26 protein-coding genes are annotated in these 24,611 nt (G+C 68.8%); 6 read left to right on the top strand and 20 right to left on the bottom strand.

The genetic code is table 11. From position 1 onward, the window contains the following. Positions 1–194 precede the first annotated feature (194 nt). From ftsH to ruvB, 12 genes are all read right to left on the bottom strand, one after another. Positions 195–2,123 (bottom strand): ATP-dependent zinc metalloprotease FtsH, encoded by a 1,929-nt coding sequence (ftsH, locus tag ABS361_00580; protein ID XBY44841.1) that lies wholly within the window; start codon positions 2,121–2,123, stop codon positions 195–197. A gap of 171 nt (positions 2,124–2,294) precedes the next feature. Further along, on the bottom strand, positions 2,295–3,305 hold the full coding sequence (locus ABS361_00575) for a tRNA lysidine(34) synthetase (GenBank protein ID XBY46998.1): 1,011 nt from the start codon (positions 3,303–3,305) through the stop codon (positions 2,295–2,297). Continuing rightward, positions 3,277–3,684 carry an ATP-binding protein gene (locus ABS361_00570; GenBank protein XBY44840.1) on the bottom strand — a complete coding sequence of 136 codons (408 nt, stop codon included), beginning with the start codon at positions 3,682–3,684 and terminating at the stop codon, positions 3,277–3,279. Before ABS361_00570 ends, ABS361_00575 begins: the two co-directional genes overlap by 29 nt. Then, positions 3,644–4,447 (bottom strand): tol-pal system protein YbgF, encoded by an 804-nt coding sequence (gene ybgF / locus ABS361_00565; GenBank protein XBY44839.1) that lies wholly within the window; start codon positions 4,445–4,447, stop codon positions 3,644–3,646. The genes ABS361_00570 and ybgF overlap by 41 nt, the downstream gene beginning before the upstream one ends. Before the next feature lie 764 nt (positions 4,448–5,211). Further along, positions 5,212–5,706: a peptidoglycan-associated lipoprotein Pal gene (gene pal, locus ABS361_00560; protein ID XBY44838.1), complete on the bottom strand. Its 495-nt coding sequence runs from the start codon at positions 5,704–5,706 to the stop codon at positions 5,212–5,214. Between the two features lie 271 nt (positions 5,707–5,977). Beyond that, entirely contained in the window at positions 5,978–7,363 is a 1,386-nt protein-coding gene (tolB, locus tag ABS361_00555; protein ID XBY44837.1) for a Tol-Pal system beta propeller repeat protein TolB, read from the bottom strand. Positions 7,364–7,436: 73 nt separating this feature from the next. Beyond that, the gene (locus ABS361_00550; protein XBY44836.1) at positions 7,437–7,805 is read right to left on the bottom strand and encodes a hypothetical protein; all 369 of its coding nucleotides are present in this window, start codon (positions 7,803–7,805) and stop codon (positions 7,437–7,439) included. Beyond that, positions 7,805–8,962, bottom strand: coding sequence for a cell envelope integrity protein TolA (gene tolA / locus ABS361_00545; GenBank protein ID XBY44835.1), 1,158 nt, complete (start codon positions 8,960–8,962; stop codon positions 7,805–7,807). Before tolA ends, ABS361_00550 begins: the two co-directional genes overlap by 1 nt. Further along, positions 8,959–9,414 carry a protein TolR gene (gene tolR, locus ABS361_00540; protein XBY44834.1) on the bottom strand — a complete coding sequence of 152 codons (456 nt, stop codon included), beginning with the start codon at positions 9,412–9,414 and terminating at the stop codon, positions 8,959–8,961. Before tolR ends, tolA begins: the two co-directional genes overlap by 4 nt. 30 nt (positions 9,415–9,444) lie before the next feature. Further along, positions 9,445–10,164 carry a protein TolQ gene (gene tolQ / locus ABS361_00535; protein XBY44833.1) on the bottom strand — a complete coding sequence of 240 codons (720 nt, stop codon included), beginning with the start codon at positions 10,162–10,164 and terminating at the stop codon, positions 9,445–9,447. A gap of 335 nt (positions 10,165–10,499) precedes the next feature. Then, positions 10,500–10,922, bottom strand: coding sequence for a tol-pal system-associated acyl-CoA thioesterase (gene ybgC, locus ABS361_00530; GenBank protein XBY44832.1), 423 nt, complete (start codon positions 10,920–10,922; stop codon positions 10,500–10,502). Between the two features lie 67 nt (positions 10,923–10,989). After that, positions 10,990–12,033, bottom strand: coding sequence for a Holliday junction branch migration DNA helicase RuvB (ruvB, locus tag ABS361_00525; protein ID XBY44831.1), 1,044 nt, complete (start codon positions 12,031–12,033; stop codon positions 10,990–10,992). A gap of 201 nt (positions 12,034–12,234) precedes the next feature. On the opposite strand from ruvB, the gene ABS361_00520 reads away from it, so the two are divergent. Further along, positions 12,235–13,341: an NAD(P)/FAD-dependent oxidoreductase gene (locus tag ABS361_00520; GenBank protein ID XBY44830.1), complete on the top strand. Its 1,107-nt coding sequence runs from the start codon at positions 12,235–12,237 to the stop codon at positions 13,339–13,341. A 604-nt stretch (positions 13,342–13,945) separates the two neighbouring features. After that, positions 13,946–14,656 carry a PadR family transcriptional regulator gene (locus ABS361_00515; protein ID XBY44829.1) on the top strand — a complete coding sequence of 237 codons (711 nt, stop codon included), beginning with the start codon at positions 13,946–13,948 and terminating at the stop codon, positions 14,654–14,656. 324 nt (positions 14,657–14,980) lie between these two features. On the opposite strand, the gene ruvA is transcribed toward ABS361_00515, so the two are convergent. Beyond that, positions 14,981–15,598: a Holliday junction branch migration protein RuvA gene (gene ruvA / locus ABS361_00510; GenBank protein XBY44828.1), complete on the bottom strand. Its 618-nt coding sequence runs from the start codon at positions 15,596–15,598 to the stop codon at positions 14,981–14,983. Then, complete coding sequence (gene ruvC / locus ABS361_00505; GenBank protein XBY44827.1) at positions 15,595–16,116, bottom strand: crossover junction endodeoxyribonuclease RuvC; 522 nt, start codon at positions 16,114–16,116, stop codon at positions 15,595–15,597. Before ruvC ends, ruvA begins: the two co-directional genes overlap by 4 nt. A 242-nt stretch (positions 16,117–16,358) precedes the next feature. On the opposite strand from ruvC, the gene ABS361_00500 reads away from it, so the two are divergent. Further along, a complete protein-coding gene (locus ABS361_00500) occupies positions 16,359–17,132 on the top strand; it encodes a sulfite exporter TauE/SafE family protein (protein XBY44826.1) in 774 nt (257 codons plus the stop codon). Between the two features lie 116 nt (positions 17,133–17,248). Here the strand turns inward: ABS361_00500 and ABS361_00495 are convergent, their stop codons facing one another. Then, positions 17,249–17,998, bottom strand: coding sequence for a YebC/PmpR family DNA-binding transcriptional regulator (locus ABS361_00495; protein ID XBY44825.1), 750 nt, complete (start codon positions 17,996–17,998; stop codon positions 17,249–17,251). A 280-nt stretch (positions 17,999–18,278) separates the two neighbouring features. On the opposite strand from ABS361_00495, the gene ABS361_00490 reads away from it, so the two are divergent. After that, entirely contained in the window at positions 18,279–18,692 is a 414-nt protein-coding gene (locus tag ABS361_00490) for a VOC family protein (GenBank protein ID XBY44824.1), read from the top strand. A gap of 25 nt (positions 18,693–18,717) precedes the next feature. Here the strand turns inward: ABS361_00490 and ABS361_00485 are convergent, their stop codons facing one another. The 3 genes from ABS361_00485 to ABS361_00475 form a co-directional block, all read right to left on the bottom strand. Further along, on the bottom strand, positions 18,718–19,536 hold the full coding sequence (locus tag ABS361_00485; GenBank protein XBY44823.1) for a TIGR00282 family metallophosphoesterase: 819 nt from the start codon (positions 19,534–19,536) through the stop codon (positions 18,718–18,720). Next, on the bottom strand, positions 19,536–20,189 hold the full coding sequence (locus ABS361_00480; protein XBY44822.1) for a 5-formyltetrahydrofolate cyclo-ligase: 654 nt from the start codon (positions 20,187–20,189) through the stop codon (positions 19,536–19,538). Before ABS361_00480 ends, ABS361_00485 begins: the two co-directional genes overlap by 1 nt. A 495-nt stretch (positions 20,190–20,684) precedes the next feature. After that, complete coding sequence (locus tag ABS361_00475; GenBank protein ID XBY44821.1) at positions 20,685–21,704, bottom strand: pyridoxal-phosphate dependent enzyme; 1,020 nt, start codon at positions 21,702–21,704, stop codon at positions 20,685–20,687. A gap of 116 nt (positions 21,705–21,820) precedes the next feature. Between ABS361_00475 and ABS361_00470 the strand changes: the two genes are divergently transcribed. Continuing rightward, positions 21,821–22,351 (top strand): Lrp/AsnC family transcriptional regulator, encoded by a 531-nt coding sequence (locus tag ABS361_00470; protein XBY44820.1) that lies wholly within the window; start codon positions 21,821–21,823, stop codon positions 22,349–22,351. Between the two features lie 5 nt (positions 22,352–22,356). Here the strand turns inward: ABS361_00470 and ABS361_00465 are convergent, their stop codons facing one another. After that, on the bottom strand, positions 22,357–22,719 hold the full coding sequence (locus ABS361_00465; GenBank protein ID XBY44819.1) for a cell division protein ZapA: 363 nt from the start codon (positions 22,717–22,719) through the stop codon (positions 22,357–22,359). 17 nt (positions 22,720–22,736) lie between these two features. Continuing rightward, positions 22,737–23,018 (bottom strand): DUF4164 domain-containing protein, encoded by a 282-nt coding sequence (locus ABS361_00460; GenBank protein XBY44818.1) that lies wholly within the window; start codon positions 23,016–23,018, stop codon positions 22,737–22,739. 579 nt (positions 23,019–23,597) lie between these two features. Here ABS361_00460 and gap point away from each other — a divergent pair. Beyond that, positions 23,598–24,605 carry a type I glyceraldehyde-3-phosphate dehydrogenase gene (gene gap, locus ABS361_00455; protein XBY44817.1) on the top strand — a complete coding sequence of 336 codons (1,008 nt, stop codon included), beginning with the start codon at positions 23,598–23,600 and terminating at the stop codon, positions 24,603–24,605. Positions 24,606–24,611 lie beyond the last annotated feature (6 nt).

Here is a 24,611-nt window from a genome sequence, read left to right as displayed (position 1 = left end):
AAATTGATTTCAAACCGTGTCAAACGCGCGGAAATCCGGCCTTCCGGCCATGAAATCCCTCGCCTGCGCCGGTAGCGATCTCGGAACCGCCGGGCACACGCGCCATCCCTCCGCGGCACGTCCGGATCCTACTTGCAAAAACGCCCGCCGAACTATCGGCGGGCGTTTTCGAACCAAATCAGAGAACCACCGCCTCAGCCCGGCTGCGGCAGGCCGCCTTCCGGCTCGCCGCCGAGGTCGCGCGGCTTCGGCGCGGTGCCGGCCGGCGGCACGGCCGACGACGATCGGGTCGCCGGCTGGTCGGGCGTGTCGTTGCGCGAGGGCCTCTTGCCGGCGAGCAGATCCTTGATCTCGTCACCGGTCAGCGTCTCGTATTCGAGCAGCGCCTCGGCGACCGCCACGAACTCTTCGCGCTTCTCGGAGATGATCTTCTTGGCGGTGGCATAGCCCTCCTCGACGAGGCGGCGAACCTCCGCGTCGATCTTCTGGGCGGTTGCCTCGGAGATGTTCTGCTGGCGGGAGACCGACATGCCGAGGAACACCTCGTCCTGGTTCTCGCCGTACATCACCGTGCCGAGCTCGTCGGAGTAGCCGTAGCGGGTGACCATGGCGCGGGCCATCTTGGTCGCCTGCTCGATGTCGCCGGAGGCGCCCGAGGTGATGTTCTCCTTGCCGAAGATGATCTCCTCGGCCACGCGCCCGCCCATGGCGACCGCGAGCTGCGAGGTGAACTCCTTGTACTTCATCGAGTAGCGGTCGCCCTCGGGCAGGAACTTGACCATGCCGAGCGCGCGGCCGCGCGGGATGATAGTCGCCTTGTGCACCGGGATGCCGGCCGGCACCGACAGGCCGACGATCGCGTGGCCGGCCTCGTGATAGGCGGTCAGCTTCTTCTCCTCCTCGGACATGGCCATCGATTTGCGCTCGGCGCCCATCATGACCTTGTCCTTGGCGTCCTCGAACTCACTCATCGTCACGAGCCGCTTGTTGCGGCGCGCGGCGAGCAGCGCCGCCTCGTTGACGAGGTTCATCAGATCCGCGCCCGAGAAGCCCGGCGTACCGCGCGCCAGGACGCGCAGGTCGACGTCCGGCGCCATCGGCACCTTGCGGGCATGGACCTTGAGGATCTTCTCGCGGCCATTGACGTCCGGGTTCGGCACGACGATCTGCCGGTCGAAGCGGCCGGGGCGCAGCAGCGCCGGGTCGAGCACGTCCGGACGGTTGGTCGCGGCGATGATGATGATGCCTTCGTTCGCCTCGAAGCCGTCCATCTCGACGAGCAGCTGGTTCAGCGTCTGCTCGCGCTCGTCGTTGCCGCCGCCGAGACCGGCGCCGCGGTGACGACCGACCGCGTCGATCTCGTCGATGAAGATGATGCAGGGCGCGTTCTTCTTCGCCTGCTCGAACATGTCACGCACGCGGCTGGCGCCGACGCCGACGAACATCTCGACGAAGTCCGAACCCGAGATAGTGAAGAACGGCACGTTGGCTTCGCCCGCAACCGCACGCGCGATCAGCGTCTTGCCCGTGCCCGGAGGGCCGACGAGCAGACAGCCGCGCGGGATGCGTCCGCCCAGGCGCTGAAACTTCTGCGGATCGCGCAGGAATTCGACGATCTCCTGCAGATCCTCCTTGGCTTCGTCGACACCGGCGACGTCCTCGAAGGTCACGCGGCCGTGCGCCTCGGTCAGGAGCTTGGCCTTCGACTTGCCGAAGCCCATCGCCTTGCCGCCAGTGCCCTGCATCTGGCGCATCACGAACAGCCAGATACCGATGATCAGCAGCATCGGGAACCACGAGATCAGCGCGCCGACGATCGAGAAGTTCTCACCCGGCGGCCGTGCGCCAACGGTGACGTGCTTCTCGGTCAGGAGCTGGACATACTGCGCGTTCGGCGGCGCATAGGTCTGGAACGTGCCCCCGCCGTTGTAGCTGCCCGAGACCTGCGAGTCGGTGATGGTGACCTGCTTGACCTTGCCCTGGTTCACCTCGTCGATGAACTGCGAATAAGGGATGTCGGTCGCACCCGAGCCCCGTCCGGGGTTCTGGAACAACTGGAAGAGCGCGATCAACAGTAGGCCGATGATCACCCAGAGGGCGAAGTTCCGGAAATTGGCGTTCATCGAAGTTCCCATAGCGGACAGCGAGGGACGCGTGACCACGCGCCTCCCCTGCCCGCCTCATAAGATAGGTCCCGTGGCCACGAATGCCAAGCTGACGAGCCGTCTTGGCGCCTGCCGAATGTCAAATTCGTTACCGTCCACACGTTCCACGCTCCGGCGGCCAAGACCCGCTCACGCCGCCGAGGCGGTGCGAAACGGCGAAAGCCCTGTGGACGGAAAGCCTTCGCTGCCGTCGAGGAACACAGTGAACGCATCCGGCGCATGCGTATTCGTCGCAAGGCGGTGCCTGAGCGCCGGACAGGCGAGCAGCCGGCCGTCGACGAATGCTGCCGGCAGGGCATGGAGAAATCGAGCAGGCACGGCGAGCGAGTCGCGGAGCTCCGCCGCCAGCCGCGTCCAGCCGTCCGTGCCGAGCGGGCCGACCTCGACCGGGTCGGGCGCATCGGACCTGAGCGCAACCGATACGCCACCGGCCCAGTGCGCGCTCGCCCCCGGCATGAGCGTGAACCGCGGCAGCCCCTCGCGGCCCGGCTCGAGCCCGATCGTGACCCGGCCGCGACGGATCACCGCGACCGTGCCGCCGAGCGTGCGCACGGTGCCGTCGCCGCCGGTCGCCAGCGCGCGGTCGAGCGTCTCGAGGCGCTCCAGCCGCGGCGTGTGCTCGGCCTCGCCGATCAGCCGGATCAGGCGCGCCAGGCCGCGCAGCCGGATCTCCTCCGGCGCGGCCGCATAGACCGCCTGCGGCAGACCGGCGACGCCGCTCTGATCGAGATCCAGATGCGAGCGGAACAGGTCGTCGACCGTGCGGTCGAGCGCCTCCGCCGCCCGCGCCATCTGCCGGACGGTCTTCAGGATCCGGTCCCGGGTCAGCCCCTCGGACGCCAGCACGCCTTCGAGCGCGCGCAACCGCGCCCGCTCGAAGCGCGGATCGGCGTTGGACGGATCCTCGACCCAGGTCTCGCCGATACCGCGCAGAAAGGCCCGGAGCCGCGCCTTCGGCCAGTCGATGAGCGGCCGGCGCAGCGTGACCGGTCCGGCACGCCGCAGGGCCGGCATGCCGGCCAGCCCGTAGACGCCGCTGCCGCGCACGAGATTGTGCAGGAATGTCTCCGCCTGATCGTCGGCGTGATGGGCGATCAACAGCGTGTCGCAGTCATGCGTCCAGGCCGCCTCGCTGAGCAGCCGGTAGCGCGCCGCGCGCCTCGGCCTGGAGATTGGCCACCGGCTTGTCGCCGTCCCAGAGGAGCGTGCGATGCGGCAGGCCCAGGCGTTCCGCGATGCGCCCGACCGCCGCCGCCTCGCGCGCGGCCTCGGCCCTCAGGCCGTGATCGACGGTAAAGACATACGCCGGCGGCGCGGCCTCGCGCGCGGCATGCCAGCGGTGAAACAGAAACAGGAGCGCGGTCGAATCGGCTCCGCCGGAAACGGCGAGCGCAATGCCACGGGCGGCGAGCAGGCCATCGAACAGGCGTGCGAGCTCGTCGTCGGTCGGTGCGGAGGAGAAGCCCGGCGTCGGGCCGTCAGCACTTGCCACGGGATTTCTCGGCCTGCGCCCGATCACGCACAGCCTTGGTAGCCTTGGGATATTTGGTCAGCAGCTCCTCGTAGGTCGCGCAGGCCGCCTTCTTCTCGCCGAGCCCGTTCAGCGACAGGCCGAGCTTGAGCAGACTGTCCGGCGCCTTCGGGCCGTCCGGGAACTGCGTGTAGCTCTTCAGGAAGGAATCCGCCGCTTCGCGGTTCATGCCGCGCGCGATGTAGCTCTCGCCGAGCCAGTACTGCGCGCTGCCGACGCGCCGGTCGGTCGGATGATTGCTGAGAAAAGCACGGAAGCTGGTCTCCGCGAGCGCATATTCGCCGTTGAGGATGTAGCCGTAGGCCGCATCATACTCGTCGCGCGGGCTCGCCGTCGGCGGCACGGCCGCATAGCGCGGATTGACGCCGGGAATGCGTGTGTCGTTCGGCTGCGACGGCGCACCGGCCGGAGCCGACGGACCCGTGCGCACGCCGGGCGGCATGGCCTGCTCGGTGTAGCGGCTGCGCGGCATCGAATCGGGCGCGAGCCCGCCCTGCGGATAGGGCTGCTGCGCGGCGGGATAGCCGTTCGCCGGATAGCCACTCGTCGGATAATTCTGGGCACTCGTCCCGCGCGCCTGGGCGCCGAGATCGAAGGGCGCCGCGCCGCCGATGACGCCGCCGATCTGGTCGTCCGCCGGCAGCTCCCCGAGGGTCGCGGGCGGCGCACCGAGCCCCGGCTGCGGCGCCGAGGCCGAGGCGACCGGCTGGCCACCCCGATAGGTCGCGTTGTCGTCCCCCTCGCCGACCATTGCGGTCGAGGCGCCGAGCGGCGCATTCGTCGCCAGATTGGGGCCGCAGGCGCCGGCTGAACCGGCGCCTCCGACTTCTTCTGCGGCGGCTTGCGCGCGCCGGCCTGCCCGTTCTCGATCTCCTGCAGACGGAACTCGTAGTCCTTCTGCATGCGCGTGATCGAGTCCTGCAACTGCTTCACCTGGAAGGTGAGCTGCTCGATCTGACCGTTGAGGCTGCGCATCTGGTTTTCGAGCTGGTTGATGCGCACCGCGTTTTCGGCGGTTCTGCGGTCGTCCTGACCGCCGCCGAAGAGCTGCGCCTCGGCCGGACGCGCGAAGCAGACGACCAGAACGGCCAACGCCCAGGCGAGGAGCATCGCGCGCGCCGCCGGGCGCCGGCCCGGTGGCGAGGCCGAACCCCGAGGGGACATCGTCCCGAGGGACATGGTGAGTGAGGACATGTGTCGAAAACGCCCTTCCCGAATACGGGAACCCTAGGGAAAAAGCGGGTTCCCCAGCAACGGGGTCGGCTTAGCATGACGCGTGCCGTTGGGCCAAAATTTGTCTCGCCCACGGCGCCGCGGCGTCCGCCGAACCTGTCGCCGCCATGACCTGGAGTTGTTGCCGATTTACAACAAGGCGCGGCACGGTCGAACCGTCGCAAGCCCGAATACGACGGAAGCCGGCCCCGACCGGGACCGGCTTCCGAAATGGCGGGGGGTGGCGGGGGGCATCCCCCGCGCATCCGGCAACGGCGATCGCGATCCGTGACTGGATCCCGATCAGGTGCCAGCGCCGTTGAGGACCGTGACCGCGCGGCGGTTCTGGTTCCAGCACTGCTCGGCGTCGCAGACCGCGACCGGGCGTTCCTTGCCGTAGGAGATGACGCGCAGGCGCGTCGGCTGCACGCCACGCGAGATCAGGTAGTCGCGGGTGGCGACGGCACGACGCTGGCCGAGCGCGATGTTGTATTCGCGCGTGCCGCGCTCGTCGGCGTGGCCTTCGACGGTGACGGTGTAGCGCGGATAGCGGGCGAGCCAGGCCGACTGCTTGTCGAGCGTGGCGCGGGCTTCCGGCGACAGGTCGGTCGAGTCCATGGCGAAGAAGACGCGATCGCCGACGTTCACCACGAAGTCCTGCGGGCTGCCCGGCGTCGCGGCGCCGGCGCCACCGGCCAGATCGGTCTGCTGCTGGCTCGCGCAAGCGCCGAGGGTGAGGGCCGTCGCGACGACCGCGGCATACTTGAAGCCGCGGACGAGCCGCATCTCAGTGAACATGGATCAGACTCCTTCGATCCGGATGGGGATAACTTTTCGGTATCCCTAACGCAGCGTGGTTAAACCGGGGTTCAGATTCATGGTGAACGGAAGGTTACTTTCCGCCGCACCGGGAATTTCTTGGGCTCCGATCCACGTTAACGATCCGATTCCGGCCGAAAGGTGTCGAAGCTGCGCAACCGCCGAGGCGCCGCGAGGGAACGCGGCGCCCATGGGCCGCCGTTGCGAAAATGTGACAGTGCGCTTCGGGCTGCAAAGCGCGCTGTAACGATCAGCGCAGCAGCGGCGACCAAGCCGGATCCGAGCCGAAGCTCGGCGTGCGCACCTGCTGCAGCACATGCCCGGTCACATCAGCATACCAGAGCTGCGGACCGCCGGCCGGTCCGCCGCCGTCCTTGAAGAACATCACATAGCGGCCGTTCGGCGCCCAGGTCGGCCCCTCGTTGTGGCCGCCCTCGGCGAGGATGCGCTCACCCGTGCCGTCCGGCTTCATCACGCCGATGCGGAAGCCGTCGCCGTCCTGCTTGGTGAAGGCGATGTACGGATTGTCCGGGTCCGGCGACCAGACCGGCGTCGCATAGCGGCCGGCACCGAACGAGATACGGTTCGCGCCGCCGCCGCCCGCGCCCATGACATAGAGCTGCTGCACGCCGCCGCGATCCGATTCGAACACGATCTGCGAGCCGTCCGGCGAGAACGACGGCGAGGTGTCGATCGAGGCGCCATCGGTCAGCGCCCGGATCTGGCGCGAGCCGAGATCCATCGCATAGAGGTTGGCGTTGCCTTCCTTCTGCAGGCTGAACAAGAGCCGCGACCCGTCCGGCGAGAAGCGCGGCGCGAAGGTCATCGCGGGGAAGTCGCCGAGCAGCTGCCGGGCGCCGGAGGAGACGTTCAGGATGAACACCTTCGGCTCGCCCTCGCCATAGGCCATGTAGGCGATCTGTTGCGAGGTCGGCGAGAAGCGCGGGGTGAGCACGAGCTCGGAACCACGCGTCAGGTAGCGCACGTTCGCGCCGTCCCAGTCCATGATCGCCAGCCGCTTGACGCGCTGGGTCTTCGGACCGGTCTCGTCGACGTAGACGACGCGGGTGTCGAAGAAGCCCTTGAAGCCGGTCAGCGCGGTGTAGACGCTGTCGGCCGAGATGTGGGCGAGCCGGCGCAGGTTGTCCGGCGTGGTGGCGAACTGCTGACCGGCGAGCTGGCTCTGGCCGAACACGTCCCAGGTCCGGATCTGCGCGACGATCTGGCCGCCCTGGCTCTGCACCGTGCCGGCGACCACGGCCTGCGCCTTGATGCCGGCCCAGTTGGCGAAGTTCGGCTGCGCGTTGGCGCCGAGCACGCGATCGAGATAGGAGGCCGGATCGAGCACCTGGAAATAGCCGGAGGCACGCAGATCCTGCGCGAGCATCTGGGCGACCTGCGCGCCGAGGCCCGGGTCGCCGTTGAACTGCGGCACAGCGATCGGCATCGGCTGGAACGCCTGTCCGGGCGTGATGACGATGCGCAGGCGATCCTGCGCGCGCGCCGGCGCGAACGGCAGGAGCGGCGTCGCCGCCACGCCGCCGGCCGCCGCCAGCGCTCCCGTCAGGAACCGGCGCCGGTCGATCGCCGCATCGAGCATGGCTCGCAGCTTTCCAACCTCGATATCGTCAGCCATCGTCATCCTCGTCGAACTTCTGTTCCGTCGTTTTGGGGCGGGCCCGCACGCAACGCCGCGGCGAACCGTTCGTTCAAATCCGTCTGGTCGTGAACACCACGTCGAGCGTGCGGCGTGGCGCGTCGGCCGCGACCGGCATCCGGTAGGGTGCGCAAGCCTCGATGGCCCGGCGCACCGCCGCGACGAAACTCGGCCCGAGCCTGTGGCGCGGCGCGCGTACGACCGATGGCGGCGCGGCCAGCGAACCGTCGGGCGCGAGCACGATCCTGACCTTCGCGGAGAGCCGCGCGCCGTCGGCGGCCCGCGGCGGGCTCCAGCAGCGATGTACCTGTTCGGCGAACACATCCTGCACCCCGCGTGGCGCGGCGGCGGCCGGCGCGGCAACGGCGGAGAGGCCGAGCAACCCGGCGAGAGCGAAAGGCGCGAGCAAACGGGTCGTCATCACAGCATGTCCGGCGTGAACACGGCATCGAAATCGTGCCAGAGGGCAAACTTGTCGGCCGGCAATTGATAGGGGCCGCACTGCATGATCGCACGGACCGCGCTGCTGGCGAAGGCCGGGCCGAGCGCATGGGCCGAGCTCTCGACCACCTGCGGCCGCACCGCGACCGAGCCGTCCTGGTTCAGCGTCACGCGCAGCGTCGCCAGGAGCTTGTTGTCGCTGGCGCCCGGCGGCGGGTTCCAGCACTTGCGCACCTGCGCCACGAAGGCGTCGAGCTCACGCTGCGTCATCTTCACGCGCGCATTGACACCGTTCGGGCTGCCGAGCGAGGCGGTCCGCTGCTCCTTGCCGGCCGAGGTGCCGGTCTTGTCACGGCTCAGGATGTCGGAGATCGCCGCCGCGTTGAACTGCGACTTCGCCTTGGCCGCGTTGGCCGCAGCCAGGGCCTTGGCATCGGCCGCCTTCTTCTCCGCCGCCTTCTTGGCGGCTTCCTTGGCCTTCTCCTCGGCGAGCTTCTTGTCGGCCGCGGCCTTGGCCTCGGCCGCCTTCTTCTCGGCTTCCTTCTTGTCGGCTTCGGCCTTCTTCTCGGCCTCGGCCTTGTCGGCGAGCAGCTTTTCGAGCGCCTTGTTGTCCTTCGGCGGCTCCTTCTTCTCCGGCGGCTTGCCCTCGCCCACGTCCTTGGCCTTTTCGGCCTCCTTGGGCTTGTCCTCGGGCTTGGGCTCTTCCTTCGGCGCCTCGGCCTTGGCCTCCTTCGGCGGCTCGGGCTTCGACTGCGGCAGGCGCGGCGGCTCGACCGGCGGCTGGGGCGGGGTCGGCTGCGGCTTCGGATCGGCCTTGGCCTCTTCCTTCGGCGGCTCGGGCTTGGACTCGGGCGGCTGCGGCGGCGGCTGCTCCTGCTTGGAGGTGCCGGCGCGCTGGCCTTCGCTCTCCTTGTCGGCCTTAGCCTGATCCTTCGGGACGATCTCGTCCATCGGCTTGGCGATCTTCTGGCCGAGCCGGAGCTGCGCGGTCGGGCCGATCTCGACGAACTCGACCGGCATGGCGTCGACAGGCTCGGGTATGGGCGCGCTCGTGGGCAGCGACACCAGCGCCCATCCGAGGAGGGCGAGGTGGAGCGCGATCGAAACCGGCAGGCCTGGGCGGACGCGCAGGTTCACTTCGCCGCGAACTCCTCTGTCGAGACGAGGCCGATCTTCTTGAAGCCGGCCTGGTTGATCCGGCCCATGACCTTCATGAAGGCGCCGTAGTCGGCCGCCTTGTCGGCGCGCACGAAGATGCGCTCCTCGACGCCGTTCTTGCCGATCGCCATCAGCTTCGGCACCAGCTCGTCGATCGCGACCTCGGCCTCCTGGACGAAGATCCGGCCCTTGCCGTCGATCGAGATCGTCAGCGGCTGGGTCTGGCCTTCCATCTGCTTGGCGCGGCTCTCCGGCAAGTCGACCGGCACGCCGACCGTCATCAGCGGCGCGGCGACCATGAAGATGATCAGCAGCACCAGCATGACGTCGATGAACGGCGTCATGTTGATCTCGTTCATCACCGCGCCCCCGGCGCGGCGACGTCCCCTGCGACCGGCGTTTCCGCCTGCGGAACCGACCGACATGCCCATTGGATCACTCCCCGGCTTGGCGCCCGCGGCTCACGCCGCCTGCCGCTCGTCGATCTGCCGCGACAGGATCGCGGAGAACTCGTCGGCGAAGGTCTCGAGCCGGGCGCCGAGCGCGCCGGCGTCCGAGGTGAGCTTGTTGTAGGCGATAACCGCCGGGATGGCGGCGACGAGGCCGACCGCGGTCGCGAACAGCGCCTCGGCGATGCCGGGCGCGACCACCGCGAGCGAGGTGTTCTTCGAGGCCGCGATGCCCTGGAACGCCGTCATGATGCCCCACACCGTGCCGAACAGGCCGATGAACGGCGACGACGAGCCGATGGTCGCGAGGACGAGCAGGCGCGACTGCAGCCGCTCGACCTCGCGGGCGATGGTGACGTCCATCACCTTGTCGATGCGCTGCTGCAACGAGGCGATCGCCGGGCGGCCGTTCTCGTGGCTGCGCTTCCACTCACGCATCGCGGCGACGAACAGCGCGGCCATACCGTGATTGTTGCGGCTCGACAGCGTCCGATAGAGCTCCTCGAGGCTCTGCCCCGACCAGAACACCTGCTCGAATGCATCCATCTGCCGGCGCGTGCGCGTGTAGAGGATCAGCTTGTCGACCAGGATCGCCCAGCACCAGACCGAGGCGGAGCCCAGCCCGATGATGACGATCTTGACGACGATATGCGCGTTCCAGAACAGGTGCAGGAGCGACAGCGACGCGCCCGGGCCCGGCAGGGCGATTTGAGTGACCTCGGCGGGATTCATCTCGTCCAAATCTCCTTCGCCCGATCTCTCCCGGGCCGGTCCGGAGCGGTCGCACCGGACGGCGGCGGGCGGTGTCCGGAACGGCGTTCGGCGACGCGGCATGGCAATCGGTCGTGCCGGGGCGGAACGCGGAGGGAGGTCTCGGTCGGGGCGACGCGATCGTGTTTCGCGGATGCGAAAGGCGCGCGGCCTGCCCCTGTCCCGTATGAAACCGTTCCTGCCCGCCGAATATGGCCAAAGCACGACCCGACGTCGGGTCCATGCCTGAGCAAGACCTCGTCAAGGTTAAGGAACAATGAAGCTGTTGCACTGCGGCATGAGGATCTGCCGCGAGATCACCCGATCGGGAACCCGAACAGGGACCGGATCATGTCCGGCACGCGGCGCGGCTTGCCCTCCGGCGTGATCGCCGCGCAGACGACCTTCGCCTCGAGCAGCACCTCCTCGCCGCGCAGCACGCGCTGCGGCATGATCAGGCGCGCGCCGCCGATCTCGGAGACCGATGTCTCGATCGTCAACGCATCGTCGAGCTTCGCCGGACGCCGGAAGTCGAGCTCCATGAACCGGACCGCGAACAGCACCGGATCGTCGCTCTTCGCCAGCGCCGACTGGTCGATGCCGTTCGACCGCAGCAGCTCGGTCCGGCCGCGTTCGAGAAAACGGACGTAGGAGGCGTGATAGACGATGCCGCCGGCATCCGTGTCCTCCCAATAGACGCGGACGGGGTGGCTGTGCGGAAAGGTGGCGCGCTCGGTCATGGGCACCGGTGTCGCGCGCCCGGACGGCCGGGTCAACCGCGCCGGCTGCCGCACGGATGCAAGGCTCTCATTCCTCGTCGGCGAAGAGCCCGAGCCCGATCTGCACCTCGCGGCCCGCCGGCACCGCGAGCCCCATGTGCTTGAACGCCGCCGGCGTCAGCAGCCGGCCGCGCGGCGTGCGCTGCACGAAACCCTGTTGGATCAGATACGGCTCGACGATCTCCTCGATCGCGTCGCGCGGCTCGGACAAGGCCGCCGCGATCGTCTCGATGCCGACCGGCCCGCCGCCGAAGGAGAGCGCGATCACGTCGAGATAGCGCCGGTCGAGCTGGTCGAGACCGGCATGGTCGACCTCGAGCCGACGGAGCGCCGCGTCGGCGATCTGCCGATCGATCTCCGGCTTGCCGGCGACCAGCGCGAAATCGCGCACCCGGCGCAGCAGTCGGCCGGCGATGCGCGGCGTACCCCGGGCGCGCCGGGCGATCTCGTTGGCGCCCTCCTCGGTCATGCCGATGCCCATGATCCGTGCGCCGCGCCGCACGATGAACTCCAGTTCGTCGACCGTGTAGAAATTCAGCCGCACCGGGATGCCGAAGCGGTCGCGGAGCGGCGTGGTCAGCAGCCCGAGCCGCGTCGTCGCCGCGACCAGCGTGAACTTGGCGAGGTCGATCTTGACCGAGCGCGCCGCCGGCCCCTCGCCGATGATCAGGTCGAGCTGATAGTCCTCCATCGCCGGATAGAGGATTTCCTCGACCGCCGGATTGAGCCGGTGGATCTCGTCGATGAACAGGACGTCGCGCTCTTCGAGATTGGTCAGCAGCGCGGCGAGATCGCCGGCCTTGGCGATCACCGGCCCGGAGGTGGCGCGGAAATTGACGCCGAGCTCGCGGCTGACGATCTGCGCCAGCGTGGTCTTGCCGAGGCCGGGCGGACCGACGAACAGCACATGGTCGAGCGCCTCGCGACGGGTCTTGGCGGCCTCGATGAACACCTTGAGGTTCTCGCGCGCCGCTGCCTGACCGACGAAATCGCCGAGCGTCTGCGGCCGGAGCGACGCATCGACGTCCTCCTCGCGCTTCTCGGGGGTCAGCAGGCGTTTCGGGGTGGACATCGTGCAAAGACCTCGACAGCCGGGCAGGCCGATGCTGCACCTTGCGAATCTCGCGCCGGCTGGTGTTCGGATTCAAATACCTTATGTTGCCGCCGACGTCTCGGGCGGGACGCCCACCGTTCCGCCGCTTCTCCTCCCCGGACCGACGCCTGCCCCGGCATTTTCGAGGGCGGCTCGGCAGACAAGGACAATGACTCTCGCATGAGCGACATCGTCGATGCCGTTGTCGTCGGAGCCGGCGTGGTCGGCCTGGCAATCGCCCGCAAGCTCGCGCAGTCGGGCCGCGAGGTGATCCTGCTCGAACGGGAGGATGCCTTCGGCACCGCGACGTCGTCGCGCAACAGCGAAGTGATCCACGCCGGCATCTACTATCCGGCCGACAGCCTGATGGCGCGGCTCTGCGTCGCCGGCAAGCACGCGCTCTATGCCTTCTGCGAGAGCCACGGCGTCGCGCACCAACGCTCCGGCAAGCTGATCGTCGCCACCGACGAGGCCGAGGCCGCCAAGCTCGACGGCATCGCGGCGCGCGCGGCCCGCAACGGCGTCGCCGATATGGTTAAGCTCTCCGGCGCCGAAGCCATGGCGATGGAGCCGGCCCTGAAGGCGACTGCCGCGCTGCTGTCGCCCTCGACCGGCATCATCGACAGCCACGGCTACATGCTGGCGCTGCTCGGCGACGCCGAGGCCGCCGGCGCGATGGCGGCGTTCAACGCCCCGCTCGCCGCCGCCCGCGCGACCGCCGAAGGCTTCGTGCTGGCCGTCGGCGGCGCCGAGCCGATGGAACTCACGACCCGCACCCTGATCAACGCCGCCGGCCTGCACGCGACCGACGTCGCCCGTACGATCGAAGGCCTCGATCCCGCCACCGTGCCGACCGCCTATTACGCCCGCGGCGTCTATTTCACACTCACCGGCCGGACGCCGTTCTCGCGCCTGATCTATCCGGTGCCGGTGCCCGGCGGCCTCGGCACGCATCTGACGCTCGACCTCGCGGGCCGTGCCCGGTTCGGACCCGACGTCGAGTGGATCGACCGGATCGACTACACGGTCGACCCGGCCCGCGGCATCGGCTTCTACGGCGCCATCCGCCGCTATTGGCCCGACCTGCCCGACGGCGCGCTGGAGCCGGCCTATGCCGGCGTGCGCCCGAAGATCGTGCCGCCGGCCGTGGCGAGCCAGGATTTCCGCATCGACGGCCCGTCGGTGCACGGCGTGCCGGGTCTCGTGAACCTGTTCGGCATCGAGAGCCCCGGCCTGACCTCATCGCTGGCGATCGCGGATCTGGTTGCGGAGCGCGTGGGCGGGTGAAGGCGTCGCGCGAGCGGGCGGCACCCCTCGCTCGACGCGGATGGACGGACCGAAGCGCGAGACCGGCGACCGGCGACGGTCTTCCACGGATCGCCGACGGACTTCGAACCGATGGCGTTCCGAACACCCCAATCGATAGACGCCCGATCAATTTCGATATATCTCAATCGCAGTCGATCATTCGACGGGCAGGCCGTACCCTGGCGCCGGGACACACCCCAAGCCTTGATCCCCGGCCGAGCGCAGCGAGGGAAAGGGGATCCAATCCCCGCGCCGCAAATCGCGGTAGTCATCGACGAGCGGGCGCGCAAAGGCATTTCGAATGCCTATGACACGGTCCTCGGCAGCTCGAAAGTGGGATTGGATCCCCTTTCCCTCCGCGGGCTTCGCCCGCTCCGGCCGGGGATGACGGCGTGAGGAAGCGTCGCCCCCACCTGAAGCGGGCCACTGGTCCCCGCCTCCTTCGCCCCGCCCTCCCGACCACCGATCGCCACAGCCGCAAAGCCCTCCGCCCAGACCGCTCGAAAAAACCTTCTCGGACATTCTTGCGATATATCGAATATTGATCTATCTATCGATATATCGAACAAGCGAGGAGACACCCATGTTCGGACATATGCGGCATCGTGGCGAAGGCCGCGGCCACCATCATCATCCCCACCATCACGACCACGAAGGCTTCGGCTTCGCGCGTCACGGCTTCGGTCGCGGCCGGTTCGGCGGTCGCCATGGCGGCCCGTTCGGCGGAGGCGGCGAGGACGAGTTCCGCGCCGGGCGCATGCTGGTGCAGGGCGACCTGCGCCTCGTCGCGCTGGCGCTGATCGCCGAGGCGCCGCGCCACGGCTACGAGATCATCAAGCTGATCGAGGAGAAGACCGGCGGCTGGTATGCGCCGAGCCCCGGCGTCATCTATCCGACCCTGACCTTCCTCGACGAATCCGGCTTCGTGTCAGTCGAGGCCGAGGGCAACAAGAAGCTCTACGCCATCACTGACGCCGGTCGCGCGCACCTCGACGACAACCGCACGCTGGTCGAAGCGGTCATGGCCCGCCTCGCCGCCATCGGCGAACGCGCCGAGCGCGTCCGCGAGGCGCGCGGCGGACCGGGCGGCGACGAGCCCGGCCGCCATGGCCACGATCGGCACGGCCGCCCTCACGACCGCCGCCGCGACGGCCCTGAGCTGCCGCTCGGCGTCGAGGCCGCGGTCCTGAACCTGCGCGACGCCATCGCCCGCCGGCTCGCGGCCGATCCGAACGCCTCGACCGACATCGTTGAGAGCCTGTTCCGGATCGCCCGCGACGTCTCGGGCCAGTGACGTCGCGACCCGAATACCGGACGCATTTGCGCCAGCCCCTCCGGACCGGCCGCCCTTTGGCGGCCGGTCCGGATCGCGGATGATGAGTCGGCCGAACCGATGAGACCTTGATACGAGGCCGTTGCCAGAGGCTCCCATGGCAGGCGCCTCTACCGGCTACGGAATACACGAGCGTCGGCGGCTTCGAGGAGCTTCTCCTCGACAAACCGGCCGACGAACGCTGGGAGCTCACTCGACGCCCGGCTCGCCCTCGCAACGATCGACTTCGAGATGCCGCTCTCGGCCGTCTACGAGGACGTGCTGCCACCTGCCGCCGCCTGAGCGCTACTTCGACAGCTCTTTCAGCCCGAGCCGGATCAGCTTCTCGGTCGTTGCGGCCTCGCCGGCCTCGCGCGCGGCGGTCGCGACCGCCGCGGCCGCCTGGATCTGCGGATAGCCGAGATTGACCAGCGCCGAGACCGCGTCGGCGAGCGGTTTTGAAGCCTTCGCCTCGGCGACGTCGCCGGTCAGCTTCACCACCGCCGGATCGACGTCGGCGAAGCCCGGGGTCTTGTCCTTGAGCTCCTGCACCACACGTTCGGCGAGCCGCTTGCCGACGCCGTTGGCGCGGCTGATCGCGGTCACGTCCTTGAGGGCGATCGCGCTCGCCAGCTCGTTCGGCTTCAGGACCGACAGGATCGCCAGCGCCACCTTGGCACCGACGCCCTGCACCGTCATCAGGAGCCGAAACCACTCGCGCTCGGCGTCATTGGCAAAGCCGAACAGCCGGATCTGGTCCTCGCGCACATAGGTCTCGATCGATAGCACCGCCGCCTCGCCCGGCTGCGGCAGTTGCTGCAGGGTCCGCGCCGAGCAATGGCAGACGTAGCCGACGCCACCGACGTCGAGGATCACCCAATCCTCGCCGTAGGAATCGATGAGCCCCTTCAGCTTGCCGATCATGCGCGGATCCCGATCTCGCGGCGCATCCGCTGCGCCGCCGATTGCCTGTGATGCACGTGGCAGATCGCGATGGCGAGCGCGTCGGCCGCGTCCTGGCCCTCGATCTCCGCCTTGGGCAGGAGCACGCGCACCATGTGATGGATCTGGTTCTTGTCGGCGTGGCCGGCGCCGACGATCGCCTTCTTGATCGCGTTCGGCGCATATTCGGCGACGCCGAGCCCGGCGAGCGCCGGCACCAGGAGCGCGATGCCGCGCGCCTGACCGAGCTTCAGCGTCGAAGTCGGGTTGACGTTGACGAAGGTCTGCTCGACCGCCGCCTCGTCCGGCGTCCATGCCTTGATCACCGCGGCGAGCCCGTCGTGCAGCTCGACCAGCCGCTCGGCGAGCGAGCCGTCCTGCTCGGAACGGACAATGCCCGCCGCGACGAACGAGAGCCGGTTGCCGACCGTGTCGACCACGCCCCAGCCGGTCCGTTGCAGACCGGGATCGATGCCGATGATTCGCACGCGCTCTGTCATGCGCCATCAGTAACCGGGCGAGGCCCGGACTGCCAGCGCGACGCGTCACGCCCCCATGGCGCGACGACCTCACGAGACCACAATGCGCGGGGAAACCCGCGCAGCCGCCCCTCCCGCAGGGTGAGGACACTGAGCCGCACGAAATCGTTTGCGCCGATCATCGGTCCGACGAAAACCGATTCCGCTCCGGCCGTCTTGCCGCTACGGTCGCGCTTTCCTCGAACCCGGCTCGCAGCGCGCCTATGATCGCCTCCCTCGCCGCCCTCCTCGGCACCACCGGGCCGAAGGCGCTTGCTCTCATTCTCAGTGCGACATTGGTCGCCGGCCTGGTGCGCGGCTTCGTCGGCTTCGGCGCCGGCATGATCTTCGTGCCGATCGTCGGCTCGATCGTCGGGCCGATGCCGGCGGTCGGGTTGATCTGGACCGTCGATGCCCCGGTCACCATGGCCTTCGCCGCCGGCGCGATGAAAGGCAGCCACTGGCGCGACATCGGCCCGCTGCTGGTCGGCGCGCTCTCCGGCCTGCCGCTCGGCATGTGGCTGCTGACAGGGCTCGATCCGGTCGCGGTGCGCTGGGCGACGGCGATCTTCATCCTGGCGAGCGTCGCAGCACTTGCGAGCGGCTGGCGCTACAAGGCGAAGCCCGGCCTGTTGCTGACCTTCCTGGTCGGCTTCTGCTCCGGCGTCACCACCGGCCTGGTCGGCATCGGCGGGCCGTTCATCGCGCTGTTCTGGCTCGGCGGCTTCAACGACGCGGTGCAGCTGAAGCGCAATCTCAACGCCTATTTCGGCGCCACGACCCTGACCATGGGGCCGGCCTTCGTGCTCAAGGGCATCATCACGGTCGACGTGCTGATCCTCGCGGTGCCCCTGCTGGCGCTGTATCTGATCGGCGTCGCCGCCGGCCTGGGCGGCTTCAGGCATTCGTCTGATACGGTCTACCGAAGGGCCGCCCTGGTGATGTCCGCGCTCGCCGCCATCATGAGCCTGCCGGCCCTCGACGCCTGGCTGCGCTGAGCCTGCCAGCTCCTTCGAACGGCCCGCCTCCTCGAACGGCCCAGCCTCCTCGAACAGCAAAGGCCGGCGCGGGGGCTCCCGGCCGGCCTTGCAAATCCCGTTCGAAAGCGCCCCGCTCAGGCGGCGGTGAGCTTCGCCAGCACCTCTTCGGAGATGTCGAAGTTCGAGTAGACGTTCTGCACGTCGTCGTCGTCCTCGAGCATGGCGACCATCTTCATGATCGACTGCGCCTTCTCCTCGTCGACCGGCACGGTGTTCTGCGGCCGCCAGACCGCCTTGACCGAGGTCGCCTGACCGAGGGTCGCCTCGAGCGCCTTCGACACCTCGCCCATGGCCTCGAAGCCGCAGATCACGACGTGGCTCTCGTCGTCCGACTGCACGTCGTCGGCGCCGGCCTCGATCGCGGCTTCCAGCACCGCGTCGGCCGACCCGGCCGACGCCGGGTAGACGATCTCGCCGACGTGGTCGAACGAGAACGACACCGAGCCGGTTTCGCCGAGCGCGCCGCCGAACTTGGTGAAGGCCGCGCGGACCGCACCGCCGGTGCGGTTGCGGTTGTCGGTCAGCGTCTCGACGATCACGGCGACGCCGCCCGGGCCGTAACCCTCGTAGCGCACGTCCTCGTAGTTGTCGGCGTCGGCGCCGAGCGCCTTCTTGATCGCGCGGTCGATGTTGTCCCTCGGCATGTTTTCCGCGCGCGCGTTCTGGATCGCCAGACGCAGCTTCGCGTTCATGCTCGGATCGGGCACGCCCTGCTTGGCGGCGACGGTGATCTCGCGCGCGAGCTTCCCGAAGATCTTGGATCGCACGGCATCCTGCTTGCCCTTGCGATGCATGATGTTCTTGAACTGTGAATGTCCGGCCATGCCTGCCTCGTCGAGTGGATCGCCCGACGCGCCTCCGGAGAGATCCACGACCCGCCGCGTTGTCGAAACGCGCGGACCCCGCGAAACGCCGGGGCGATCGGAAAAGATGGCCGCTTATAGGCGCGCCGCGCGCCGAAATCCAGCCGGCGCAGCATTCCGAGCGTCCGCCCCGCTTCCGACCGTCCGCAGCCGATCGCGGCTGCCGGGCTGCATGCTCGATTTTGTTCTTGATATGTTCACATCGATCGGCCAGAGTGCAAAACCTGTTGGGGAGGAAATCATGAGCGACAAAAACAACGTGACAGCCGCCGTCTACGCCACCCTCGGCACCAACGACCACGACCGGGCGGCCCGGTTCTACGACGCCGTCATGGCGACCATCGACTGGCGGACGCACTTCGTCTTTTCCGGCGGGCGCGCCTATTCCGAGCGCGGTGCGGGCGAGGGCTTCTCGCTCTGGGTGCTGAGCCCGTTCAACGGCGAGGCGGCGACCGCCGGCAACGGCACGATGATCGGCTTGCCCGCAGCCTCGCGCGCCGCCGTGCACGCGTTCCACGAAGCGGCGATGGCGAACGGCGGCAGCGACGAAGGCGGGCCCGGCCCGCGCCCGCATTACGGACCGGATTGGTACGCGGCCTATGTCCGCGATCCCGAGGGCAACAAGCTCGCGATCGTCTATCGCGGTCTGGAGTGATCCCCGGCCGCTCGACGCCCGCCGGTCACCAGAACGACGGCAGCGCCGGTGACAGCCGGCCGCCGAGCCTCAGCGGCGCGACGGCGGTCGCGAGCCCGCTCATGTCGTCGATCTCGACGGCGACGCCCGACAGCGTCGCCTCACCGTTCGCCGGCTCGAAACGGGCGCGCGGGATCTTGCGCAGGAACCGGTTGATCGGTTCCTCCTTCTCCATGCCGAGCACGCTGTCATAGTCGCCGCACATGCCGGCGTCGGACATGTAGGCGGTGCCGCCGGGCAGGATCTGGTGATCGGCGGTCGGCACATGCGTGTGCGTGCCGACGACGAGGCTGGCACGGCCGTCGACGAAATGGCCGAGCGCCTGCTTCTCGCTGGTCGCCTCGGCATGCACGTCGATCACCACCGCGTCGGCCTGTTCGCCGAGCGGACAGGCGTCGAGCTCGCGCGCGACGCCGGCGAAAGGATCGTCCATCGCATCCATGTAGATGCGGCCCATGACGTTCATGACCAGAACGCGCGCGCCGTTGCGGGCGACGAACAGGTTCGCGCCGCGTCCGGGCGTACCGGACGGATAGTTGAGCGGGCGCAACAGCCGCGGCTGGCGCTCGATGAACACCAGCGCCTCGCGCTGATCCCAGGAATGATTGCCGAGCGTGATCACGTCGGCGCCAGCGTCGATCACGTCCTGCGCGATCTCCTCGGTGATGCCGAAACCGCCGGCGGAATTCTCGCCGTTGATCACCACGAAATCGAGCCGATGGTCGGAGATCAGGCCGGGCAGCCGCTCGATCACGGCATTGCGGCCCGAACGGCCGACGATGTCGCCGAGAAACAGGAGCCGCATCAGCGCGCCTCGCCTGCGACGTTCTGCATGGAGACGGCCGGTGTGCATGCGATCGGCCCGTTCTCGGTCAGCACGAAATCGAGCGCCTGATCGTGCGCCTCGATCGGCACGGCCGGAACTTCTTGCGCAGCGAAGGCGAGGCCGATCTTCAGGACCGGACCGTCGCGCTCGATCCGTTCGATGGCGCGATCGTAGTAGCCCCTGCCGTAGCCGATGCGGAAGCCGCGGCGGTCGAAGGCGGCGAGCGGCACCAGCATCACGTCGGGACGGATCTCCGGTTCGCTCGCCGGCGGCACCGACAGGCCGAAGCCGGCCGCCTCGAGCGCGCCGCCGATCGACCAGCGGCGGAAGATCATCGTGGTCCGGTCCGGCAGGATCACCGGCAGGCCGAGCGCATGACCGCGCGCCGCGAGCGCCCGCATGAGCCCACGCGGATCGATCTCGCTGCAGATCGGCCAGAAGCCGGAGACGCGGGCGCCGGCCGGAATGCCGAGCGCGTCGAGGAAATCGAGCAGCCGCTCGGTCACGGCCGCGCGATACTCGGGCGGCAGCGTATCGCGCCGGCCGAGCGCCTCGGCGCGCACCGCGGCCTTGACGAGCTTGATGGAAGCGGGATCGGAGGGTTCGGCGGCGCCGACGGGAAGAGCAGTCATGGCGCCATCATCGACGAGCGCGTCGCCCGTGCCAAGTCCGGATCGCCGTTGCAGACGAGGCGGCCACATGAGACGGGGAGGCGAGACGGGCAACCGAACAGGAGAGACCTGTCGGAGAGACGAACCGGAGGTTGCGATCCCGATCCCGATCGGCTCAGCCGGACCGGATGGGCGCACGAACTCCCGGTCCGAGACCATCGGGCACCGCCGGAGCGGCGAACGGAGAACGAGCGACGAAGCCGCCTCGGCCGGCGGAGGAATCGATCCCGGGAACCTACAGAGTAGGTGGGCGCCGTATGAGTAAGCCCACGAGCGAACCCAGGTACAGCTCCCGTTGAGATCGATAAGGCCCCGGGGATGCATTCTCCTATCGCACCGCGCAGCCTCGTCTGATGGCCAATATAGCGTCGGACACCCCCGTCCGCCAGCAGGGCCGACGATCGTTTCCGGGGGAAAGCGATCACGAAAATCTGCATGGCGATCGAACCGGCGGCCTCACGCCACGAGAGCGCCGAGGAGATCCGGCGCGATGTTGCTGCCGGTGACGATCGTGGCGACCGACAGGCCGGCGAAGCGATCGCGCGCGGCGAGCACCGCCGCGACACCCGCCGCGCCCGCCGGCTCGGCGACGAGCCCGGCCGCGTCGAAGAGGAGCCGCATCGCGTCGCGCATCGCCGCATCGTCGACCTCGATCACGTCATCGACGGTGCCCCTCATATCGACGAGCGCCGCCGGCTCCGGCACCCGGACCGCGAGCCCGTCGGCAATCGTATCAACGGCCGGCCGCACGATCGGCCGCCCCTCGAGCCATGACTGCCGCATCGAATCGGCGCCGGCGGCCGAGACCGCGATGACGCGGGTCGAAGGCGCGACCGCCTTGATCCAGCGCCCGACCCCGGTCGCCAGCGCGCCGTTGCCGAGCGGGATCAGCACGACGTCGAACCGCTCGGGCGCCTCCAGGAGCTCCATCCCGATCGTCCCGGCCCCGACGCTCGCCTCGACATCGCGGCCGTCGGCGACGAACCGCCCGCCCGATCGGGCCGCATGAGCTTCGGCCGCCGCCTTCGCGGCATCGAAATCGACCCCGGTCAACCGGACCTCCGCGCCGAGCGCCCGCATCCGCGCCACCTTGACCGGATTGGCGGTCTCGGCCGCGAACAGGACGAGCGGCCGCCCGGCGGCGCCGCAGGCATGCGCCAGCGCTTGCCCCCAGTTTCCGGCGCTGGCGCTGACGAGCGGCGCATCGTCTTTGGCCGCGCCGAGCGACCGGACCAGCAGGCTCGCGCCGCGCCCCTTGAAGGTGCGGACCGGATTGGTCGTTTCCAGCTTCAGCGTGAGCCGGCAGCCGAGCCGATCCTCCAGCGCGCCGCATCGATATTGCGGCGAGCGCAGGAACACCGGATCGATGATCGCGGCGGCCCGGCGGATCGCCTCGAGACCGATGCGATGATCGGGGCAAGGATCGGAGACGACATCGGGCATCGAAACGGCGGCGGTCGAGGACGAGAGCGGCATGGCGGGCTCCACGAGGAGAGATCGGGCGAGGTGGACCGAGCCTATCGACAGCGCGCAGGAACAATGATCATTTCCGGCCCGATGCCGCCACCGATCACCCAGCCGGACCGCCGTCCTTGACGAAATTTCCCACCGTCCCCGATCGCCCCAACCGCGATCGCGCCGGATCCGGTCCGGTCACGCTCGATCGCGCCGATCGCATCCTGCTCGGCCGAATGCAGGCGAATGCGCGCGTCACCATCGAGGCGCTGGCGGCGGAAGCGGGCCTGTCGCCCTCCTCCGCCCAGCGCCGGCTGGCCCGGCTGCGCGCCGAGGGTGTGATCGCGCGCGAGGCGGCCGAGCTCGACCCGCGCCGGCTCGGTCTCGGCGTGACGCTGGTGGTCGATCTCGAAGTCGACGGTGACCGACCGGAGCTGATCGCGCCGCTGCATGCGAGCCTGATGCGTGCCGACGAGGTCCAGAGCGCCTGGCAGGTGACCGGCAGCGCCGACTATGTGCTGGTCGTGGTCTGCGCCTCGGTCGAGGCCTTCGACGGCTTCATCACCGGCCTGATGGAGCGCCACCCGAACCTGCGCAAATACACGACGCGGGTCGCGCTGAAGACGCTCAAGCACTCGCTGCGCCTGCCCGTCGCCGACGCGGACTGAAGCCTTCAGTCCTTCGGCTCGATCGAGGCGGCGATCTCGTGGATGCGGTTGGCGGCGAGCTCGATCCGGCGCGCGATCTCGGCCTCGATCTGGTCGCGGTGCTCGATGACGGCGACGCGCGTCTCGCGCAGCGACCGGTTCTCGGCCTCGAGCCCCTTGATCTTGCGATTGGCCTCGGCGAGTTCGTCCATGGCCATGATCGCGGCCATGACGGTCAGCCGCTGGTCGCCGATCTCGCCGAACGAGCCGCGCAACTGGTCGATCATGCCGTCGAGACGGGTCGCGAGGCCCTGAAGATGACCCTCCTGGCCGTCCTCGCAAGCCATGCGATAGACCTTGCCGTTGATGGTCACGTTGACCTGGGCCATCGCCACGATCTCCGCCCTCACCCGCCGTGCGCTTCGAGAACCGACCGGATGGATTCCATCGCGGCCACCAGACGCCGCGAGACCTCGCGGTTCGTATCCTCGAGGCGGAGAGAACGCGCCTTCTCCTGATCGAGATCCTGGGCGAGGCGGGAGCGATCCTCGCCGAGCCGGGACAGTTCGTCCTGCAGGCCGGACTTGGTGCGCTCGCTCTCGATACGGCCGGTCACGGCCGTCTCCAGCGCATCGAGCGCCGTGTCGAGCCTTCTCAGCGCCGCCTCGAGGGCAGGTGCGTCCGCCATGCGCCGTCGATCCCCGCTGGTTCCGGCCGGGCTGTTCCACCCGCTTGGTCCGGCTCAGACCCCAATAGCCCATCATCAATAGAGCCGCCCACGCCGCGCGACTCGTGCCCTGAAAGACGGTCGACATTAGCGACCCGCAAAACGCATGGTCAATGGCGCCTTGTCAGATCACAAGGTCGAAGACCCCGCACGATCGATCCGGCCGTGGATATCGCAACTTCGCCCATTCGAGCAACGCGTTGAGCCGGCGCCCGCGGTCCGCGCAAGCCGCCTCTGCAAGGAGGCCTCTCCAGGCGCGGGCGCGGCCGTTGCGGATTGACAGGCCGACCCCGCCTGTGATCACTGCCCGCCTGTCCTCCGCCCTGGCCAGAACGGGGCGGATCGGCGGCCTTTCGCGATACCGCGCTCGCCTTTCGGACGAGCTCGTGAGTGCATGAAGCCGAACGGACATGGGATTTGCGGCCGCAGCCGCGGAAACTCGACAAGGCGGCCATGGGCCGCAGGGAACGAGAACGGCCGTTGGCCGTTCGGCCGAGGCGCAAAGCCGCCGGGCCTGAAACGCGAAGAAGGAGTGGGATCATGGTCGTCCGCGTCGCCATCAACGGGTTCGGTCGCATTGGCCGCAACGTCCTGCGCGCCATCGTCGAGTCCGGCCGGACCGACATCGAGGTGGTGGGCATCAACGACCTCGGCCCGGTCGAGACCAACGCGCACCTGCTGCGCTACGACAGCGTTCACGGCCGCTTCCCGCATCAGGTGACGGTCGACGGCGACACGATCAGCGTCGGCCGCGGCAAGATCAAGGTGACCGCGGTCAAGGACCCGTCGACCCTGCCCTGGGCCGATCTCGGCGTCGACGTCGCGCTCGAGTGCACGGGCATCTTCACCGCCCGCGACAAGGCCGCCGCCCATCTGACCGCCGGCGCCAAGCGCGTGCTGGTCTCGGCCCCGGCCGACGGCGCCGACCTGACCGTCGTCTACGGCGTCAACCACGACAAGCTGACCAAGGATCACCTGGTCGTCTCCAACGCTTCCTGCACGACCAACTGCCTCGCGCCGGTCGCCCAGGTGCTCAACGATGCCATCGGCATCGAGCACGGCTTCATGACGACGATCCACAGCTACACCGGTGACCAGCCGACGCTCGACACCATGCACAAGGATCTCTACCGCGCCCGTGCGGCCGCGATGTCGATGATCCCGACCTCGACCGGCGCCGCCAAGGCCGTCGGCCTCGTGCTGCCGGAGCTGAAGGGCAAGCTCGACGGTGTGTCGATCCGCGTGCCGACCCCGAACGTGTCGGTCGTCGACCTCAAGTTCGTGCCGAAGCGCGCGACGACCAAGGAAGAGATCAACGCCGCGATCAAGGCCGCCGCCGATGGCCGCCTGAAGGGCATCCTCGGATACACCAACGATCCGAACGTCTCGATCGACTTCAACCACGACCCGCATTCGTCTACATTCCATATGGACCAGACCAAGGTCATGGACGGCACGCTCGTTCGCATCCTGTCCTGGTACGACAACGAATGGGGCTTCTCGAACCGCATGTCGGACACGGCGGTGGCGATCGGCAAGCTGATCTGATCGGGT

This window comes from Ancalomicrobiaceae bacterium S20, from assembly GCA_040269895.1.
In the GTDB taxonomy this organism is placed as follows: domain Bacteria; phylum Pseudomonadota; class Alphaproteobacteria; order Rhizobiales; family Ancalomicrobiaceae; genus Methyloraptor; species Methyloraptor flagellatus.
This window is presented reverse-complemented; position numbering and strand designations above follow the sequence as displayed.

Coding starts and splice junctions, on each gene's coding strand:
- ruvA (XBY44828.1), bottom strand. CDS start 15,598: ATGATCGGCAAGCTGAAGGGGCTCATCGATTCCTACGGCGAGGATTGG.
- ABS361_00465 (XBY44819.1), bottom strand. CDS start 22,719: ATGGCCCAGGTCAACGTGACCATCAACGGCAAGGTCTATCGCATGGCT.
- pal (XBY44838.1), bottom strand. CDS start 5,706: ATGTTCACTGAGATGCGGCTCGTCCGCGGCTTCAAGTATGCCGCGGTC.
- ABS361_00550 (XBY44836.1), bottom strand. CDS start 7,805: ATGACGACCCGTTTGCTCGCGCCTTTCGCTCTCGCCGGGTTGCTCGGC.
- ABS361_00495 (XBY44825.1), bottom strand. CDS start 17,998: ATGGCCGGACATTCACAGTTCAAGAACATCATGCATCGCAAGGGCAAG.
- tolQ (XBY44833.1), bottom strand. CDS start 10,164: ATGAATCCCGCCGAGGTCACTCAAATCGCCCTGCCGGGCCCGGGCGCG.
- ABS361_00500 (XBY44826.1), top strand. CDS start 16,359: ATGATCGCCTCCCTCGCCGCCCTCCTCGGCACCACCGGGCCGAAGGCG.
- tolB (XBY44837.1), bottom strand. CDS start 7,363: ATGGCTGACGATATCGAGGTTGGAAAGCTGCGAGCCATGCTCGATGCG.
- ruvC (XBY44827.1), bottom strand. CDS start 16,116: ATGACAGAGCGCGTGCGAATCATCGGCATCGATCCCGGTCTGCAACGG.
- ybgF (XBY44839.1), bottom strand. CDS start 4,447: ATGGTCGGCGAGGGGGACGACAACGCGACCTATCGGGGTGGCCAGCCG.
- ABS361_00485 (XBY44823.1), bottom strand. CDS start 19,536: ATGCGGCTCCTGTTTCTCGGCGACATCGTCGGCCGTTCGGGCCGCAAT.
- ybgC (XBY44832.1), bottom strand. CDS start 10,922: ATGACCGAGCGCGCCACCTTTCCGCACAGCCACCCCGTCCGCGTCTAT.
- ABS361_00490 (XBY44824.1), top strand. CDS start 18,279: ATGAGCGACAAAAACAACGTGACAGCCGCCGTCTACGCCACCCTCGGC.
- ABS361_00475 (XBY44821.1), bottom strand. CDS start 21,704: ATGCCGCTCTCGTCCTCGACCGCCGCCGTTTCGATGCCCGATGTCGTC.
- ABS361_00520 (XBY44830.1), top strand. CDS start 12,235: ATGAGCGACATCGTCGATGCCGTTGTCGTCGGAGCCGGCGTGGTCGGC.
- ruvB (XBY44831.1), bottom strand. CDS start 12,033: ATGTCCACCCCGAAACGCCTGCTGACCCCCGAGAAGCGCGAGGAGGAC.
- ABS361_00480 (XBY44822.1), bottom strand. CDS start 20,189: ATGACTGCTCTTCCCGTCGGCGCCGCCGAACCCTCCGATCCCGCTTCC.
- ABS361_00460 (XBY44818.1), bottom strand. CDS start 23,018: ATGGCGGACGCACCTGCCCTCGAGGCGGCGCTGAGAAGGCTCGACACG.
- ftsH (XBY44841.1), bottom strand. CDS start 2,123: ATGAACGCCAATTTCCGGAACTTCGCCCTCTGGGTGATCATCGGCCTA.
- gap (XBY44817.1), top strand. CDS start 23,598: ATGGTCGTCCGCGTCGCCATCAACGGGTTCGGTCGCATTGGCCGCAAC.
- ABS361_00515 (XBY44829.1), top strand. CDS start 13,946: ATGTTCGGACATATGCGGCATCGTGGCGAAGGCCGCGGCCACCATCAT.
- tolR (XBY44834.1), bottom strand. CDS start 9,414: ATGGGCATGTCGGTCGGTTCCGCAGGCGGAAACGCCGGTCGCAGGGGA.